Origin of the sequence: Acinetobacter boissieri (assembly GCF_900096955.1) — a bacterium.
In the GTDB taxonomy this organism is placed as follows: Bacteria; Pseudomonadota; Gammaproteobacteria; order Pseudomonadales; family Moraxellaceae; genus Acinetobacter; species Acinetobacter boissieri.
Genome location: NZ_FMYL01000002.1, coordinates 229,320 through 244,499 on the forward strand (window position 1 = coordinate 229,320; position 15,180 = coordinate 244,499).

17 protein-coding genes are annotated in these 15,180 nt (G+C 37.7%); 10 read left to right on the top strand and 7 right to left on the bottom strand.

Going from position 1 to position 15,180, the window contains the following annotated elements; translation table 11 throughout:
- Nucleotides 1-107: 107 nt before the first annotated feature.
- From BLS38_RS03240 to BLS38_RS03260, 5 genes are all read left to right on the top strand, one after another.
- Nucleotides 108-1,112, top strand: a complete 1,005-nt coding sequence (locus tag BLS38_RS03240) for a quinone-dependent dihydroorotate dehydrogenase (RefSeq protein WP_092746902.1) — start codon at nt 108-110, stop codon at nt 1,110-1,112.
- A gap of 3 nt (nt 1,113-1,115) precedes the next feature.
- A complete protein-coding gene (locus BLS38_RS03245; protein ID WP_092746903.1) occupies nt 1,116-1,697 on the top strand; it encodes a CvpA family protein in 582 nt (193 codons plus the stop codon).
- A gap of 24 nt (nt 1,698-1,721) precedes the next feature.
- On the top strand, nt 1,722-3,260 hold the full coding sequence (purF, locus tag BLS38_RS03250) for an amidophosphoribosyltransferase (protein WP_092746904.1): 1,539 nt from the start codon (nt 1,722-1,724) through the stop codon (nt 3,258-3,260).
- Between the two features lie 236 nt (nt 3,261-3,496).
- Nucleotides 3,497-5,383 carry a M48 family metalloprotease gene (locus BLS38_RS03255; RefSeq protein WP_425283449.1) on the top strand — a complete coding sequence of 629 codons (1,887 nt, stop codon included), beginning with the start codon at nt 3,497-3,499 and terminating at the stop codon, nt 5,381-5,383.
- 70 nt (nt 5,384-5,453) lie between these two features.
- The gene (locus BLS38_RS03260) at nt 5,454-6,140 is read left to right on the top strand and encodes a hypothetical protein (protein ID WP_092746906.1); all 687 of its coding nucleotides are present in this window, start codon (nt 5,454-5,456) and stop codon (nt 6,138-6,140) included.
- Here BLS38_RS03260 and BLS38_RS03265 read toward each other — a convergent pair whose 3' ends face one another.
- The gene (locus BLS38_RS03265; RefSeq protein ID WP_092746907.1) at nt 6,141-6,590 is read right to left on the bottom strand and encodes a GatB/YqeY domain-containing protein; all 450 of its coding nucleotides are present in this window, start codon (nt 6,588-6,590) and stop codon (nt 6,141-6,143) included. It abuts the gene before it with no gap.
- A gap of 25 nt (nt 6,591-6,615) precedes the next feature.
- On the bottom strand, nt 6,616-6,831 hold the full coding sequence (gene rpsU / locus BLS38_RS03270; protein ID WP_004652785.1) for a 30S ribosomal protein S21: 216 nt from the start codon (nt 6,829-6,831) through the stop codon (nt 6,616-6,618).
- 143 nt (nt 6,832-6,974) lie between these two features.
- On the opposite strand from rpsU, the gene tsaD reads away from it, so the two are divergent.
- The gene (gene tsaD / locus BLS38_RS03275) at nt 6,975-7,997 is read left to right on the top strand and encodes a tRNA (adenosine(37)-N6)-threonylcarbamoyltransferase complex transferase subunit TsaD (protein WP_092746908.1); all 1,023 of its coding nucleotides are present in this window, start codon (nt 6,975-6,977) and stop codon (nt 7,995-7,997) included.
- Here the strand turns inward: tsaD and BLS38_RS03280 are convergent.
- A complete protein-coding gene (locus tag BLS38_RS03280) occupies nt 7,978-8,199 on the bottom strand; it encodes a DUF1653 domain-containing protein (RefSeq protein WP_092746909.1) in 222 nt (73 codons plus the stop codon). The two genes, tsaD and BLS38_RS03280, sit on opposite strands and share 20 nt — an antisense overlap.
- A 106-nt stretch (nt 8,200-8,305) precedes the next feature.
- Here BLS38_RS03280 and BLS38_RS03285 point away from each other — a divergent pair, with 106 nt between their 5' ends.
- The 3 genes from BLS38_RS03285 to BLS38_RS03295 all read left to right on the top strand — a co-directional run bounded on the left by BLS38_RS03285 (nt 8,306) and on the right by BLS38_RS03295 (nt 10,463).
- The gene (locus tag BLS38_RS03285; RefSeq protein ID WP_092746910.1) at nt 8,306-8,896 is read left to right on the top strand and encodes an IMPACT family protein; all 591 of its coding nucleotides are present in this window, start codon (nt 8,306-8,308) and stop codon (nt 8,894-8,896) included.
- Nucleotides 8,886-9,503 (top strand): acyltransferase, encoded by a 618-nt coding sequence (locus BLS38_RS03290; RefSeq protein WP_171258522.1) that lies wholly within the window; start codon nt 8,886-8,888, stop codon nt 9,501-9,503. The genes BLS38_RS03285 and BLS38_RS03290 overlap by 11 nt, the downstream gene beginning before the upstream one ends.
- A gap of 117 nt (nt 9,504-9,620) precedes the next feature.
- Nucleotides 9,621-10,463, top strand: coding sequence for a universal stress protein (locus BLS38_RS03295; RefSeq protein ID WP_092746912.1), 843 nt, complete (start codon nt 9,621-9,623; stop codon nt 10,461-10,463).
- A gap of 111 nt (nt 10,464-10,574) precedes the next feature.
- Here BLS38_RS03295 and BLS38_RS03300 read toward each other — a convergent pair whose 3' ends face one another.
- The 4 genes from BLS38_RS03300 to ruvC form a co-directional block, all read right to left on the bottom strand.
- Complete coding sequence (locus tag BLS38_RS03300) at nt 10,575-11,240, bottom strand: O-methyltransferase (protein ID WP_092746913.1); 666 nt, start codon at nt 11,238-11,240, stop codon at nt 10,575-10,577.
- 73 nt (nt 11,241-11,313) lie between these two features.
- Nucleotides 11,314-12,585 (bottom strand): histidine-type phosphatase, encoded by a 1,272-nt coding sequence (locus tag BLS38_RS03305; RefSeq protein WP_092746914.1) that lies wholly within the window; start codon nt 12,583-12,585, stop codon nt 11,314-11,316.
- Nucleotides 12,586-12,718: 133 nt separating this feature from the next.
- Complete coding sequence (gene bioB / locus BLS38_RS03310) at nt 12,719-13,714, bottom strand: biotin synthase BioB (protein WP_092746915.1); 996 nt, start codon at nt 13,712-13,714, stop codon at nt 12,719-12,721.
- A gap of 126 nt (nt 13,715-13,840) precedes the next feature.
- On the bottom strand, nt 13,841-14,386 hold the full coding sequence (gene ruvC, locus BLS38_RS03315) for a crossover junction endodeoxyribonuclease RuvC (RefSeq protein ID WP_092746916.1): 546 nt from the start codon (nt 14,384-14,386) through the stop codon (nt 13,841-13,843).
- A gap of 213 nt (nt 14,387-14,599) precedes the next feature.
- On the opposite strand from ruvC, the gene BLS38_RS03320 reads away from it, so the two are divergent.
- Nucleotides 14,600-15,154 (top strand): FxsA family protein, encoded by a 555-nt coding sequence (locus BLS38_RS03320; RefSeq protein ID WP_092746917.1) that lies wholly within the window; start codon nt 14,600-14,602, stop codon nt 15,152-15,154.
- Nucleotides 15,155-15,180 lie beyond the last annotated feature (26 nt).

Consider the following 15,180-nt stretch of genomic DNA (forward strand, 5'->3'; position numbering starts at 1 on the left):
TACACAGTGTGACAGTTTTATGAAAAATAATAACTCATAAAGCATAGTATTTATAAAGTTAAATGCCCTATAATACGCCAAGTTAAAGCAAATAAACTTGATTGCATATGATGTATTCACTCGCTCGACCTCTGTTATTTTCTTTGTCACCAGAGCGTGCACATGAGTTGACATTATCTTGGTTAGATCGAGCACATCGATTGGGCTTCCTTAAGTCGAAAACGATACAAAAGCCAGTCACGTGTATGGGAATTGAATTCCCAAACCCTGTTGGATTAGCGGCTGGATTAGATAAAAATGGTGCACACATTGATGCACTTGCTAGTTTAGGCTTTGGCTTCATCGAAATAGGTACAGTGACACCACGGCCCCAAAGTGGAAATCCTAAACCACGTTTATTTAGAATACCTCAAGCACAAGCCATTATAAACCGTATGGGTTTTAATAATGATGGTGTAGACCAATTGGTCGAAAATGTGAAAATGGCGAAATATACGGGCATACTTGGCATTAATATTGGTAAAAATGCAGATACACCTGTAGAAAATGCAGTCGATGATTACTTATACTGCCTAGATAAGGTTTATCATTATGCCTCTTATGTTACAGTAAATATTTCATCACCTAATACAAAGAATTTAAGAAGTTTGCAAAGTGGCGATGCATTAACACTCCTACTTTCTACACTGAAAGCGCGCCAACTTGAGCTTGCAGAACAGTATCAACATTACGTACCGCTGGTTTTAAAAGTTGCTCCAGATTTAACTACAGAAGATATTGATTTTATTTCATCCGCTTTACTTCAATATAATATTGATGGGTTAATTGTGACCAATACGACACTATCACGTGAAGGTGTAGAAAACCTCGCGCATGCAGATGAAGCAGGTGGTTTATCTGGTGCACCAGTCTTTGAAAAAAGTACAGTGTGTTTGAAGCAGTTTGCAGAACGCTTAAAACAAGATATACCGCTTATTGGTGTTGGTGGCATTTTAACGGGTGATCAAGCATTAGCAAAACAAAATGCAGGTGCTCAATTAGTACAAATCTATACAGGCCTAATTTATACAGGCCCAAAACTTGTGCAAGATAGTATTCAAGCGATGGCTTAATAAGTGAATACCTTAGATATTGTTATTGTTGTGATGGTGGTGTTGGGAGGAGTAAGTGGTTTGCGACAAGGACTAATTCAAGCCTTGGCGAACTTGGTAGGCTGGTTCTTTGCACTATTTATTGGTGCAAAATATGCAGGTGACCTTGCGCCCCTGATGTCCGGTTTAAGTCATGACATGGTTGTGCAAAAAATTGTTGCATTTGCGACTTTAGTTTTAATGGTTGTCGCGTTAACATGGTTGGTTTCTGCGATTATCAATAAAATCTTTGTCAGTTTAAATTTGGGCCCACTCAATCGTTTTACTGGCGGTATATTGGGCGTGCTTAAAAGTGTCTTTGTTATATTGATTACCATGCAAGGCATAGAGCCTTGGGTCAATACTACACAGAACTGGCAGCAGTCACGTATTGTACAAACACTATTGCCATATGCTCCGATTGCTACAGGTGTAACAAAAGATGTTGCTCATGAGGCAATACAACATTTTCATCAAACAGAGACACAGCCTGTCTCACCTGTTAGTTCAGAATCTTCATTGAAAAGAAGTTCATCTGAACATGCTACAGAAAATCCTTTTAATTAATCCAAGCTTGATTGCGAGGTTGCTATGTGTGGAGTTGTTGGGATCGCTGGAAAATCACCGGTAAACCAATTATTGTTTGACGCTTTGACAATGTTACAACATCGTGGCCAAGATGCTGCGGGCATAGTCACGTGCAAAGACGGGCGTTTGTTTTTGAGAAAAGACAATGGTTTAGTGCGTGATGTGTTTCATACGCGCCATATGCGTGCTTTGCAAGGCAATTACGGCATTGGTCATGTCCGCTATCCAACTGCAGGCTCGTCAAGCAGTGCAGAGGCGCAACCATTTTATGTCAACTCGCCGTATGGCATTACATTGGCTCATAATGGTAATTTGACCAATGCAGATGACATCAGACAAGATCTGTTTGAAACTGACTTGCGTCATATGAATACTGATTCTGACTCAGAAGTACTACTGAATGTGTTTGCACATGAGTTACAGAAACTGAGAACATTACGTCCAACACCAGAAGATATTTTCTACGCAGTACATCGTGTGCATCAGCGTTGTCGTGGAGCATATGGTGTGTTAGCCATGATTACAGGACAAGGTTTGGTTGGTTTTCGTGATCCTAATGGCATTCGACCGCTCATTTATGGTTCACGCGAACTCGATAATGGTCAAAAAGAATACATTATTGCATCAGAATCTGTTGCAATTACAGCACTTGGTTTTAAAGTCGAGCGTGATATCGAACCAGGTGAAGCCATTTATATTGATGAAGCAGGTAATCTGTTCACTAAGCAATGTGCGACTAATCCAAAATACTTCCCATGTATTTTTGAATATGTTTATTTTGCACGTCCAGATGCCATTATTGATGGTATTTCTGTTTACAAAGCACGTTTAAAGATGGGTGAAAAACTGGCTCACCGCATTTTAAAAGAATGGGGTGAAACTCACGATATTGATGTTGTGATTCCAATTCCAGATACCAGTCGTACTTCGGCTTTAGAGTTAGCCAATGTTCTCGGTGTAAAGTTTCGAGAAGGCTTTATGAAAAACCGTTACATTGGCCGTACTTTTATTATGCCAGGACAGCAGCAAAGAGAAAAGTCTGTACGTCAAAAACTGAATCCAGTTGAACTTGAGTTCAAAGGGAAAAATGTTTTATTGGTTGATGATTCTATTGTACGTGGTACCACGTGTAACGAAATTATTCAAATGGCACGTGACTCTGGTGCTAAAAAAGTGTTTTTTGCTTCTGCAGCACCTATGGTGAAATATCCAAACGTGTATGGTATTGATATGCCAGCAAAAAATGAACTAATTGCATCTGAACGTAGTGTTGAAGAAATCAGATCATTGATTGGTGCAGATCGTTTAATTTTCCAAGATTTGGAGGAATTAAAAGATGCGATTAGAATACCTAAAGTCCCACAAGTAACAGACTTTGATTGTTCTGTATTTGATGGCCAATATGTGACAGGTGACATAGATACAGCTTATCTGAATCACTTGGAACAAAGCCGTTCAGACAAAGCGAAGGAAAAAGACAGTTATATTGATGTCAATATAGATGCAGCATCTGTTGATTTGACCGGAATCACAGAAGCCTAAATAAACAACTAAGAAGTGGGTGTAAGCCCACTTTTTATTTGCTGAACGATCTCGTGTTTTGAGTATAATCATGGTTGATTTATGCTATTGTAGATAAAAAGCATATTTATAAAAATAAAAAACTGGTTTTGAGAGTGGAGATATAAACTTGGCAAGCTGTTGTCAAATAATTCTCTCTTTTTCATCACCATATTAGATATGTAACATGGAATAGTCTTACCTAGGAATGGTTGAAATTGAGACAGCATAGAGCAACGACCATGCATAAAAAGAATCTGTTTATTGCAACGGTTATTTGTTTATTTGCCATTGTGCTTACATTGGCGATTTTGAATTTTTCATTTGGTTTTATTGTCTATTACTTAGACCAAACACAGTCGATTTGGTGGAACCGCTATAGTCAAACTTTTCTCATTTGTGTAATGGCAATTATGGTCACTTCTTTAATGTATGAAATATACATTTTTAGAAAAGGTGGCCACTCATTAGCACGGCAAATGAATGCTCGTTATTTGGATATTTCTGAGTGTACGCCAGAAGAGTTAATTGCAGTGCAAATCACAGAGTCACTTGCTGAACAGTTTAATATTGTTGTGCCTTCGGTTTATATTTTACCCGATGAAGTAGGGGTGAATGCATTAACTGCGGGAGCAGATGACACAGATACAGTAATTATTTTAACTTGGGGCGCATTACAAAATTTAGATGAGTTGGAATTACATGGCTTGTTAAGTTATACATTTAATCAAATCATTACCGGTGAAGCACAGCAAAATATTCGTTTAAAAATCTTATTTAGCGCATTGATTACTTTCAATCAACTCGGCAGTGAAATTGCACGTCGAGGATTTCGCTCTGATATTTCTGATGAAAAGGAACAACGTCATAAGTTTGAAACAGTATTAATTGCTGTTGGCGGTATGATTTGGTTGATGGGAAGCTTAGGACTTTTAATCTCTCGACTGGTAAAGTATTTTACATTGTCTGGTCGAACATTTAAAAATGACTTACAGACGCAAGTATTACTCCATAGTGATACTAATTTGCAGACGCTTCTGAGAATTTATGTGCATCATGCCGGTTCTCAAATACATAGCTCATATTCAGAATCAATTGCTCATATGTGTTTTGCAAATTCACTGAGTCCACAAAGTTGGTTAAATACACATCCTAGTATTAAAAGTCGTATTTATTGCTTATCGCCTCATTTGATTAAAGAATTACAGCAAGAAAAATTAAAAAAACTCACGCATTTAACATCTTTTAAATTATTTAGACCCTTTGAATATGAAGAATTTGGGGCAACACACATTTTATGGTCTGCACCTAAACCTTTACCTTCTCTTCGATTTGCTCATGCTCTAGATTTTGAACATGAGCAAGTATATGCGCTTAATCCGATTGCACGAAAAACCATAGAAAAGCCTCAGGTTGTAATTCGTGCATTACAAACAGCGACAGGAGTTAGAGAGGTTTTAGTGGCTATTTTGATGATTCGACAATATAAAGCTTTTATTCCACAAACAGCTGCTGTAAGCCACGCAATTATTGAAGCATTGGAAAATATAGATCATCGTTTACATATACAAATTTTTCTAGATGCGTGTGAACAACTCAAGCCAATGCCATTAAGTATGGCACGCAAATTTTTAACACGTTTAGCAAGTATTACACAAAGTGATGGTTATATAGGCCTACTTGATATTTTATTGTTAGAAAAAGTAAAGGCTAAACTAAACCTTTTGCCTGTACATATGCCAACATCAAGCGATAGTATTTCAACAGAACTTACTGTATTGGTTGATGCACTGTTACATGTGCAACACCTTGGGAAAGAGAGTCAAAAAAAACGTCGTATAGAAATCTTATTACAACTTGTTGGTGAAGATATACTTATCGATCAAACGAAGGTAGATCTTGGCTTAATTTTACATCACATGTCAGGCCTATTGCTTAGAGATCGATTGAAGTTTTTATATATTGCTGAACAGTGTTTATGGAATGACCGTGTAATTACACAAGAAGAATTAGATGTGCTCAAATTACTGTACTGGCGTTTTGGTTTTGAAAGCAGCGTGATGGTTGATCGAGTATTAAATCATAATAATATGATGATAATGTAGTTTATCTAGACCGATGAAATGATAAAATACTAAGCCCAAGAGGTAAGTTTCACAGTTTATGAATGATCTGATGTCACAGCAACAGCGACACCTATTAAATAGTATGGGTGTTGATGTGTGGATTTTAAAAGAAACGCAGCCTAAAAGTTTTGTGGCAACACAATTTTGGCGTGATCAGGCCTATGAAAAATTTGATCTGAATGAACCAGTAATAGAGCCATTACCTACATTACAAAATATCGTTGTGGAAAAGCCACATCTTCAATCAAAACATGACATACAGATATTAAATGAAGAGATTATTGGTTTAACTAAAGATCAGCATCAAACTAGGTCTCTAGAGGTTACTTCAGTGCATGAAGTCACTTCAGAAATTGCACTACAAATATTGCCATTTACCTTGGCTTTATTAACAATAGATCAATGTAGTATCTTGTTAAATTATACTGAGCTTTTAGCGCAAGAAAAAATATTTGTTGAAAGTTTGAGATCTGCTTTGGGCGCAACAATAACCGAACTGCGTTGGCCAATCAACTTGGCTGATTTTCAGCAAAGTGATTATGTAAACAGTTACGTTAATGGATTTATTGACAGTACATCATTGGGGCAACGTATTATTTTACTTGGGGGATTACCAAAAGTATTGGATTTAGATATTGCTATTAAGACGGTAGGTATTACTGATTTGATCAATAATCCTAAAGAAAAGAGAGTATTATGGGAAATGCTAAAAGCGATTAACTCACCAAATTATTAGTTAATTGTTGAGCTGTGCTTTAATTTTAGTAGATGCAACAGAAGGGTCGGCACGTCCGGCTATGATCGGACGTAGAGAATTCATCACCTTACCCATATCTTTCATGCTAGTAGCTTCTTGCTCAGAAATAATCTGTGCAATAATAGAGTCAAGTTCTTCCTCAGTCATAGCAACTGGTAGAAATTGAGATAAAATCTCAATTTCGGCTTGCTCTTTACTAGCTAAATCGTCACGGCCAGCAGCAGCAAAAGCTTTTACTGACTCTTTACGTTGTTTAACTTGCTTTTCGACAATTGCGAGCACTCGATTTTCATCAAGGTCTACACGCTCATCAATTTCAATTTGCTTAATTGCTGCCTGTAAGCTACGAATAACAGTTAACGTTGACATTTCTTTCGCACGCATAGCGGTTTTTAATGCATCGGTAATTTGGTTTTTTAAGTTATTCATACAAGCAGCCTGAGTCACAAATTAATTAGTAAAGACGAGTAGTACGTACAGATTCGCGAGTCAATTTCTTTTGGTAGCGCTTAACAGCAGCAGCTTTTTTACGCTTACGTTCTTGAGTTGGTTTCTCATAGAATTCACGCTTACGAACATCTGCTAAAACACCCGCTTTTTCGCAAGAACGTTTGAAACGACGGATTGCTACGTCTACTGGTTCGCCTTCTTTCAATTTAACTTGTGGCATTAAGAATCCTCAATATTATGGATAAAATCTAGTACGGTATGCACTAGAAAACAAGTGAAGTGCAGTATTTTACTCATTTACATCTCAGACTACAAGCCTATAATGGCTTTGCTGTGAATTGAATATGAAAAATAGGCGTATAAATGATTGTTCTAGGCTTGGAAACATCTTGTGATGAAACTGGACTTGCACTGTATGACAGTGAAAAAGGCTTACTTGGTCAAGTGCTTTATACACAAATGCAATTGCATGCGGAGTATGGCGGCGTAGTACCTGAACTCGCTTCTCGTGACCATGTGCGCAAAATGGTGCCATTGTTAGATCGTTTATTGAGTCAAGCAAATATTCAAAAGCAACAGATTGATGCCGTGGCTTATACACGAGGCCCTGGATTAATGGGTGCGCTGATGACAGGTGCTTTATTTGGCCGTACCTTGGCTTTTGCTTTAAACAAACCTGCAATTGGTGTGCATCATATGGAAGGACACATGCTTGCCCCTTTGCTTTCAGAGCAACCACCCGCATTTCCTTTTGTCGCCCTATTGGTTTCAGGTGGTCATACTCAACTCATGGCAGCATATGGTATTGGTGAGTATGAGATGCTAGGCGAATCAATTGATGATGCGGCAGGCGAGGCTTTTGATAAAGTCGCTAAAATGATGAATTTACCTTATCCTGGTGGACCAAATATCGCCAAACTTGCTTTGCAAGGAAATACTAAAGCATTTGATTTTCCACGGCCAATGCTACATAAAGGTTTAGTATTTTCATTTAGTGGCTTAAAAACTGCTGTTTCAGTACAATTAAAAAAACTTGATGGTGAAAATAGAGATGCAGATATTGCAGCATCTTTTCAAGAAGCGATTGTAGATACTTTAGTTAAAAAATCAGTGAATGCCTTAAAACAGACTGGATTAAAACGTTTAGTCATAGCAGGTGGTGTGAGTGCAAACGTGCGTTTGCGTGAACAGCTAGAGCAGGCTTTGCCTAAAATCAAAGCAGAGGTGTTTTATGCAGAGCCAGCTTTATGTACAGATAATGGTGCAATGATTGCTTTTGCGGGGTATCAGCGTTTAAAACAAGGTGCATGCGATAGCTTAGTGGTTACGACAACACCTCGTTGGCCAATGACGGATTTAAATAAACCTAGCAATTCACTTCAATAAATTGAAAACGAGCCACACGTTCACCACTTGGCAAAGTGACCTGTTCTATAAACATGTTTAAAGGTCTAACCCAAACTGAAAAATCACCGTATAGGCATTGATATACTACGAGCTGTTCTTGTGTTTCACTGTGTTTGGCAGTGCCTATAACTTGATATTTTTGACCTTTATAGTGTTGGTAAATACCGTGTGGTACGTGCATAATTTATCCCGAAACTTAAATGATGGTTATATAAAACGCCTATTATATAACTCGAATCATGTTTAAGGGTTCGGGTTATTTAAATTTAATATTATCATGGGTGAGTATGTCTTTTACGATTTTAGAAACAGTGGCTTATGAAGAGGACATAAAAAAAAGTCGGTTTCAAACATTTGCAATACCTGTTGAAACCGAAGAAGACGTAAAAAATATTCTAGATGACTACAAAGATACTTCGACAACTCATCAATGCTGGGCATGGAAAATTGGCCATAATATACGGTTCAATGATGATGGTGAGCCATCAGGTACAGCAGGTAGACCAATTTTAGCAACCATTGAGGGCAATGAATTGACCAATATTTTAGTATTGGTGAATCGTTGGTATGGTGGTGTAAAATTAGGTACTGGTGGCTTAGTACGTGCTTATGGTGGAACAGCAGGAAAAGCATTACTTTTAGTAGAAAAAATAGAATTGGTAGAAAAAATAGAAGTTTGTTTTGAGTGTAATTTTAGTGAGTGGCCTATTTTACAGTACGAATTACTACAACAAGATATTATATTTACTGAAGAATATCATGCCAATGGGGTAGGTGTGGTGGCTAAAATACAAGTACATCAAAAAGATACACTTGCACAAAAAATTCAAGATATAACCCGTGGTAGAGAACGGCTCAAAGGACTTGATGATGACTGATCCACTGCTTAAATATAGAGAACAGCATAAGCATCGTTTAAATTATATGCCATGGTTATATTGGCGATTAAAAGATAATCATAAACAGTGGGCTGTGGCGTGGCAACAAGAATACCAAGCCTATTTAATGGATATGGAAACCATTGAGATTGGTAAAAATGTATTTATTTCGCCCTTGGCTCATATTTTTGCTGAACGTGGGAGAAAAATAACCATAGCAGACAATACATTTATTGCCGCAGATTGCGTATTACATGGTCCGTTAACAATTGGTCAAGAGGTCGCGATTAATCACCATTGTATTTTAGATGGTGGGCGAGCAGGTATTATTTTACATGACCAAGCAAGGTTAGCGGCTTATACACATTTGTATGCATTTAATCATGGGACAGCGCAAGATACTGCGATTTATCAACAACCTGTCACATCTAAAGGCATAGAAATAGGCCAAGATGTTTGGCTAGGGGCGCATAGTGGCATCAGAGATGGTGTGAAAATTGGTGATCATGCAGTCGTTGGTATGAACAGCATGGTGACGAAAAATGTAGAGCCTTATGCAGTTGTGGCTGGAAATCCTGCCAAATGGCTAAAGTTTCGTAATGATTGATACATAAATGAACGGATTTATCTATTGAATTCACATAAAACAGTTGCACGGTTATCTACTTGTGTTAAGTTTAAAAATAACGATTATGTATAAAACAAACTCGTAAGAGAGGCAAAAATGAAACGTGTTATTGCGTGTATTGACTCATCTCCATGTGTTAATGCTATTGCTGAAGCAGCCGCGTGGATTGCAAAAACAACTCACCGTGAGCTTGTGTTATTACAAGTTTTAGATTATTACCCATCTAGTTATCATTTAGGCGAAATTAGTGGTGTTATTGGTTTTGAAAGTAATGCAATGCTTTTGAAAGAGCTCGCTGAATTAGAGCAAAAACAAAGTAGTCTTGCGTTAGATTATAGTAATAATTTACTTAAACACATTAAGCAACAAATTGAAGAGAAACATGGTTTAAGTGTTTCTATTGTACAAGAAAAAGGTGACTTTTTAGAACAAAGCTTAGGTGCTTTACAAGAAGATGATATTGCACTGATTGGTAAAGTTGGTGATAGTTCTGTCGAAAAGAATAAAGACCTCGGTGGTAATGTTGAAAACTTTATTCGTGGTGCAAAATGCACAGTTATGACGGTAAGTGAACATTTCAAGCCACCAACACGGTTTATTTTTGCTTATGAATACTCAGAAGTCTGTACAAAAATGCTTCACAGTGTTGTAGAAAGTGATTTGTTTAAACATTTACAATGTCATTTACTATACGTCGGTGATTATCCAGAAGTATTAGAGACACCGCAGGCTTATTTAAAAGAACATGGTTTTGATGTTGTAGTAGAACATCGTCATGGTGATGTTGCACAAGGGATTATTGAATATCAACGCGAGCATGGTATTCAATTTGTTATTCTAGGTGCATTTAGCCAAAGTCGCATTCAACAATTTTTCTTAGGTAGTATTACCACAAAAGTGTACCGTGAAATTACTGTACCGTTAATTGTAGCAAAATAATCGTGATCGTAAAGTTATCCGCAAAAACTGTGGATAACTTTATGGATAATATATTTCTTTATAACTATCTAATTGTTTATAAAGATAAAATTTTGTTTGGCTATTTTTTGTTTACTTGACAATAGCAATCGCTAAACCGTCATGGCCTTTACTACCAACTGTTTGTAATGCAGTACAAGAAAGAAGTTTCGGATGGTCTTTTAATGCTTCAAACATTTCTCTAATTCCAGTAATACTTGGTTTATTATTACTCGGATCTATAATATCTCCGGCACGAATTACATTATCTAATACAATAATACTACCAGTGTGACTAAATTGAAGCGCCAGTTCTAAGTAAGTAGGGTAGCTCCCTTTGTCTGCATCAATAAAAATAAAGTCAAAAGGCGGTGTATTTTGAGGCAGTGCATTGAGTACATCTGTAGCCATACCAATGTGTAAGTCAATATTGACATCCATTTTCGCATTTCTGATGTTTTCTTGTGCAACAGCAGCATGGCTATCTCTACCTTCAATGGTAAGTAAATAACCATCTTTAGGTAACGCACGCGCGAGCCACAATGTGCTGTAGGCTGCAAATGTTCCAATCTCTAGCACCCGTTTTGCATTATTCATTTGTATCAGCATTTGTAATAGCATGCCTTGATTTGGGGCAACTGCAAGGTGATTAGATAAACCGTGTTGGTCTGTGTTATCTATTGCTTGTTGTAATCTTACATCTTGAGGAATAAGGTGAGATTCGATGTAGTGATCAAGGTCAGACCAAGTTTTTTGCATTGTATTACCGTATCAATTTATAACGAAAAGCTGTCATGAATTGTATACAATTCATGACGAAGAAGAATACTGATTATTGAAATAATGGCTGTTTTATTGTGGTTGGTACAATTTTTTTCTGTGCATCATTCAAAAATTGATCAAGTGGGCAAAGTACACCTACAGGCGTTGACTTGCAGTAGTTATATTGTAGTGTCGCTTGAGGTAGAGGCTGTTTGTTTGAAAGTGATGTGAGTTGTCGCCATTGGTCGAGTGTTCTCGCACTAAAGTCTATTTTAACAAACTGCTTTTGAGTCTTAATTTCTTTATATTTGCTAAACGTTAAACTACCTCCCGGTGGAATATCATCTGCTAAATATTGTGGAAGTTGCCAGTGAAAACCGAGTAAGGTTTTTATTTCAGAAATATTGGTATCGTGGCCCACAAAAATAACCAATGGGCGGTGTAGTGGGCTTGCAGTCTCTGTCGTTGAAAGTGCATTGAGTATTTGTTGATATAAAATAGACCCGCCCATTTGGGCATAAGGCATAAGGTCGTTAAGATATATATATTTTGCCTGATGCAATTGCATCATTGTTTTGACATCATCGGCATTGTGAACATGACCAAAAGCCACTTGGTCAAGTGGGAAATTTTCACTATATTGTAGGCGAATGGTTTCTCCAATATTTGCTCCTTCATTGGCAGGGCCACTGAGTTTAGGCTGGCCTTTTTGACTCAGTTTTAATTTCCATGGCTCACTTAAAAATTGGCAACCGTTGGGAGCGCATACCGCATTTTTTAAGCTTTGTCCTGCATTGTTGTAGCGTGCTTGAGCATATTCTTGGCTGACTATTTTTTGTTTGAATTGTTGCTTAATTTGCTTAAAATTCGATTCAGCACTCCCCATTTTTAATGCATCAAATAACGGGTCTTGTTCATATTTACTCACATTGACGCTAAAATGACATTGTGGATTAATACCTTCAGAAAAAGCTTGCGCTGTTTTTTGTGTTCTCTCATCAGGTGCAGCCCAAATAAAAATCTGGCTTTGCTGTTTTTCACACGGCTGTGCTGGTGTGATCGCTAAGCCTTGTTGTTGCCACAAGTCAATTTGATACTGTGCTTGATTTACAATACCTTTATAACCACGGGCGGTAAGATGGCCATCGGGTACAGACCATGTTGGCCATGTTTTCCCTGTCGCTTCGTTGAGTGCTTCAGTATTTGTTTGTGGGCGAATGCCATGACGGACTAAAGTGACGACTTGTTCTAACTGATATTGTTCTGTGCTATTTGCATGGGTTTGACATGTGCCAATGAGCATAAATGCTGTTGTGAGTGTAGCTAAAATTTTATAATGCATGTCTGTATGACTATCTATTTTTATCGAATACTTTCAGTGTAGTGTTTGAATGATTTAATTTTGATTAAAAGGTAACAAAATAATAAATAAAAAAGCCACGGTCATTTGAACGTGGCTTTTTTATTGGATTTGTTTAAGCAGAGAGTGCCATTGCATCAACTGACAACTCGGCAACGCTTGGTTTTGGTTTTTCAGGGGTTAAACCCAGTTTTGCAAATAATACTTTGTCTTTGCCTTCACCTGCATTTGGCGTAGTCAGTAGCTTTTCACCAGAGAATAGAGAGTTTGCACCAGCCATAAATGCTAAAGCTTGATCTGAGTCGCTGAGTGCCTCACGTCCTGCTGAAAGGCGTATATAACTTTTTGGCATAATAATACGGGCTACAGCAATGGTTTTGATCCATTCTGTGGTATCGAGTTTATCTACATTTGCAAGTGGTGTACCTTCAATCGGAACCAACATGTTAATGGGTACAGACTCTGGGTGAATAGGCAGTGTTGCCAATTCATGTAATAAACCAATACGGTCTTGTTTGCCTTCACCTAAGCCAACAATACCACCGCTACATACTTTCATACCGACATTTCGTACATGATCTAGGGTGTCTAAGCGATCATCAAAAGTACGTGTTGTAATAATATTACTGTAATACTCACGAGAGGTATCTAAGTTATGGTTGTAATAATCTAACCCTGCTGTTTTTAGGCGTTCAGCTTGTGATTGATTTAACATACCCAATGTCATACAGGTTTCTAGTCCTAAAGATTTTACTTCTTGAACCATTTCCAATACATATGGCATGTCACGTTCATGTGGGTTACGCCAAGCGGCTCCCATACAAAAGCGAGAAGAACCTGCTTCTTTGGCTGCTTTTGCTTCAACAATTACCTTTTCAATGGCAATACGTTTTTCAGCTTCTAATTTAGAGTCATAACGAGATGACTGTGAGCAATATTTACAATCTTCAGGGCAACGACCTGTCTTAATAGAGAGGAGAGTACTTACTTGAATACTATTTGCTTGAAAATTCTCACGATGAATACGCTGGGCATCAAAAACAAGATCTAAAAAGGGTTGATCATAAAGTTTCTGGATTTCCTCACGGCTCCAATCATTTCTTACAGTCATGTTGTATTCCACATCAGTTGCAGTGTCATTTTATAGTGTCATCATACCGAAAATAATCTGTTGTGATTAGGCAAAATACTCCAAACTTCTTTGGATTTGTAAATCTTTCGTATGACATTATTTGATTTATCTGCGCCTAGAGCTAGTGCGACTACGGCCTCGAGCCATGCCACCGAGCGCATTAAGTACAGCCATTTTACTCATACTACCAGAAGCATGTGCATGGCAAATGGCGGCAGCGAGGGCATCTGCCGCATCGGATTGGGGTTTAATGGTGAGCTTTAAAATGCGCATAACCATCATTTGGACTTGTTCTTTATCTGCAGCACCATAGCCCACAACAGACTGTTTGATCTGTCTTGCGGTATATTCTGCAACTTTTAAGTCTAAATTGACCAGTGCTGCAATTGCAGCTCCACGTGCTTGTCCTAGTTTTAATGCTGAGTCTGGATTTTGTGCCATAAATACTTGTTCTACAGCAGCTTCTGTTGGACCATAGAATTTAACAATACGTTCTACACCGGCAAAGATTCTTTTGAGTCTTTCTGGTATTTCTTGGGTTTCTGTTCTAATGGTACCTGCATCAACAAATCTAAGCTCACTGCCTTGGCATTCGATAATGCCATAACCTGTGAGGCGAGAACCCGGATCAATCCCAATAATTAAAGACATAATAAAAAGCAGTTTGTAGATTTCTTAGGGCAGTATAGAACGTTTTAAGCATGATTATGCCAATAGAGCATGTTATTTGTTTAATTTATATTTAAATTGACTTTAATTTTTATAAAAAGGCCTTATCTTATAAACGGAAATATAAAAGTAGTGTTGCATTTTGCGACAACTTTATCTGATTTTATTTGAGTGTTAAAAGGTAAGCAAAATTTCATGAATATTGTTTTTATGGTTGTTATCGGCGCAATTTTAGAAATTGCAGTATGGATTGGCGTTGCTCAGTTTATTAGTGGCTGGTATGTGTTTTTTTGGTTTATCTTTGCTGCACTGATTGGTTTTAAGTTACTGCGTTCGAGTACTGCGACTATTATGCCACAGTTGCAACAAATGCAAATGTCAGGACAAATGGCTTTAGATGCCAATGTATCACGTAAGGTTGCCATGGCAATTGCGGGTATTTTATTGATTATACCTGGTCTTATTTCAGATTTAATTGCATTACTTATTTTACTACCGCCTGTACAAAAAATGGTAGTTTCTGCGCTGATGGGTGCGATGGCAAAACGTCAGCAGGCCATGATGGATAAAATGATGGGCGGTATGATGGGGGGTGGAGTAGGCGGTGCAAATCCATTTGAAGACCTTATGAAGCAAATGCAAGGACAACAAAACTCATCACGTGGAAAAAGTGGTTCTCAAGTGATTGATGGGGAAGCGAAAGAAGTGAACCCTGATGTTAAAAAGATTAATATGAAAGACGTTAAATAGTTTATTTTAGATGAGTAGAATGTACC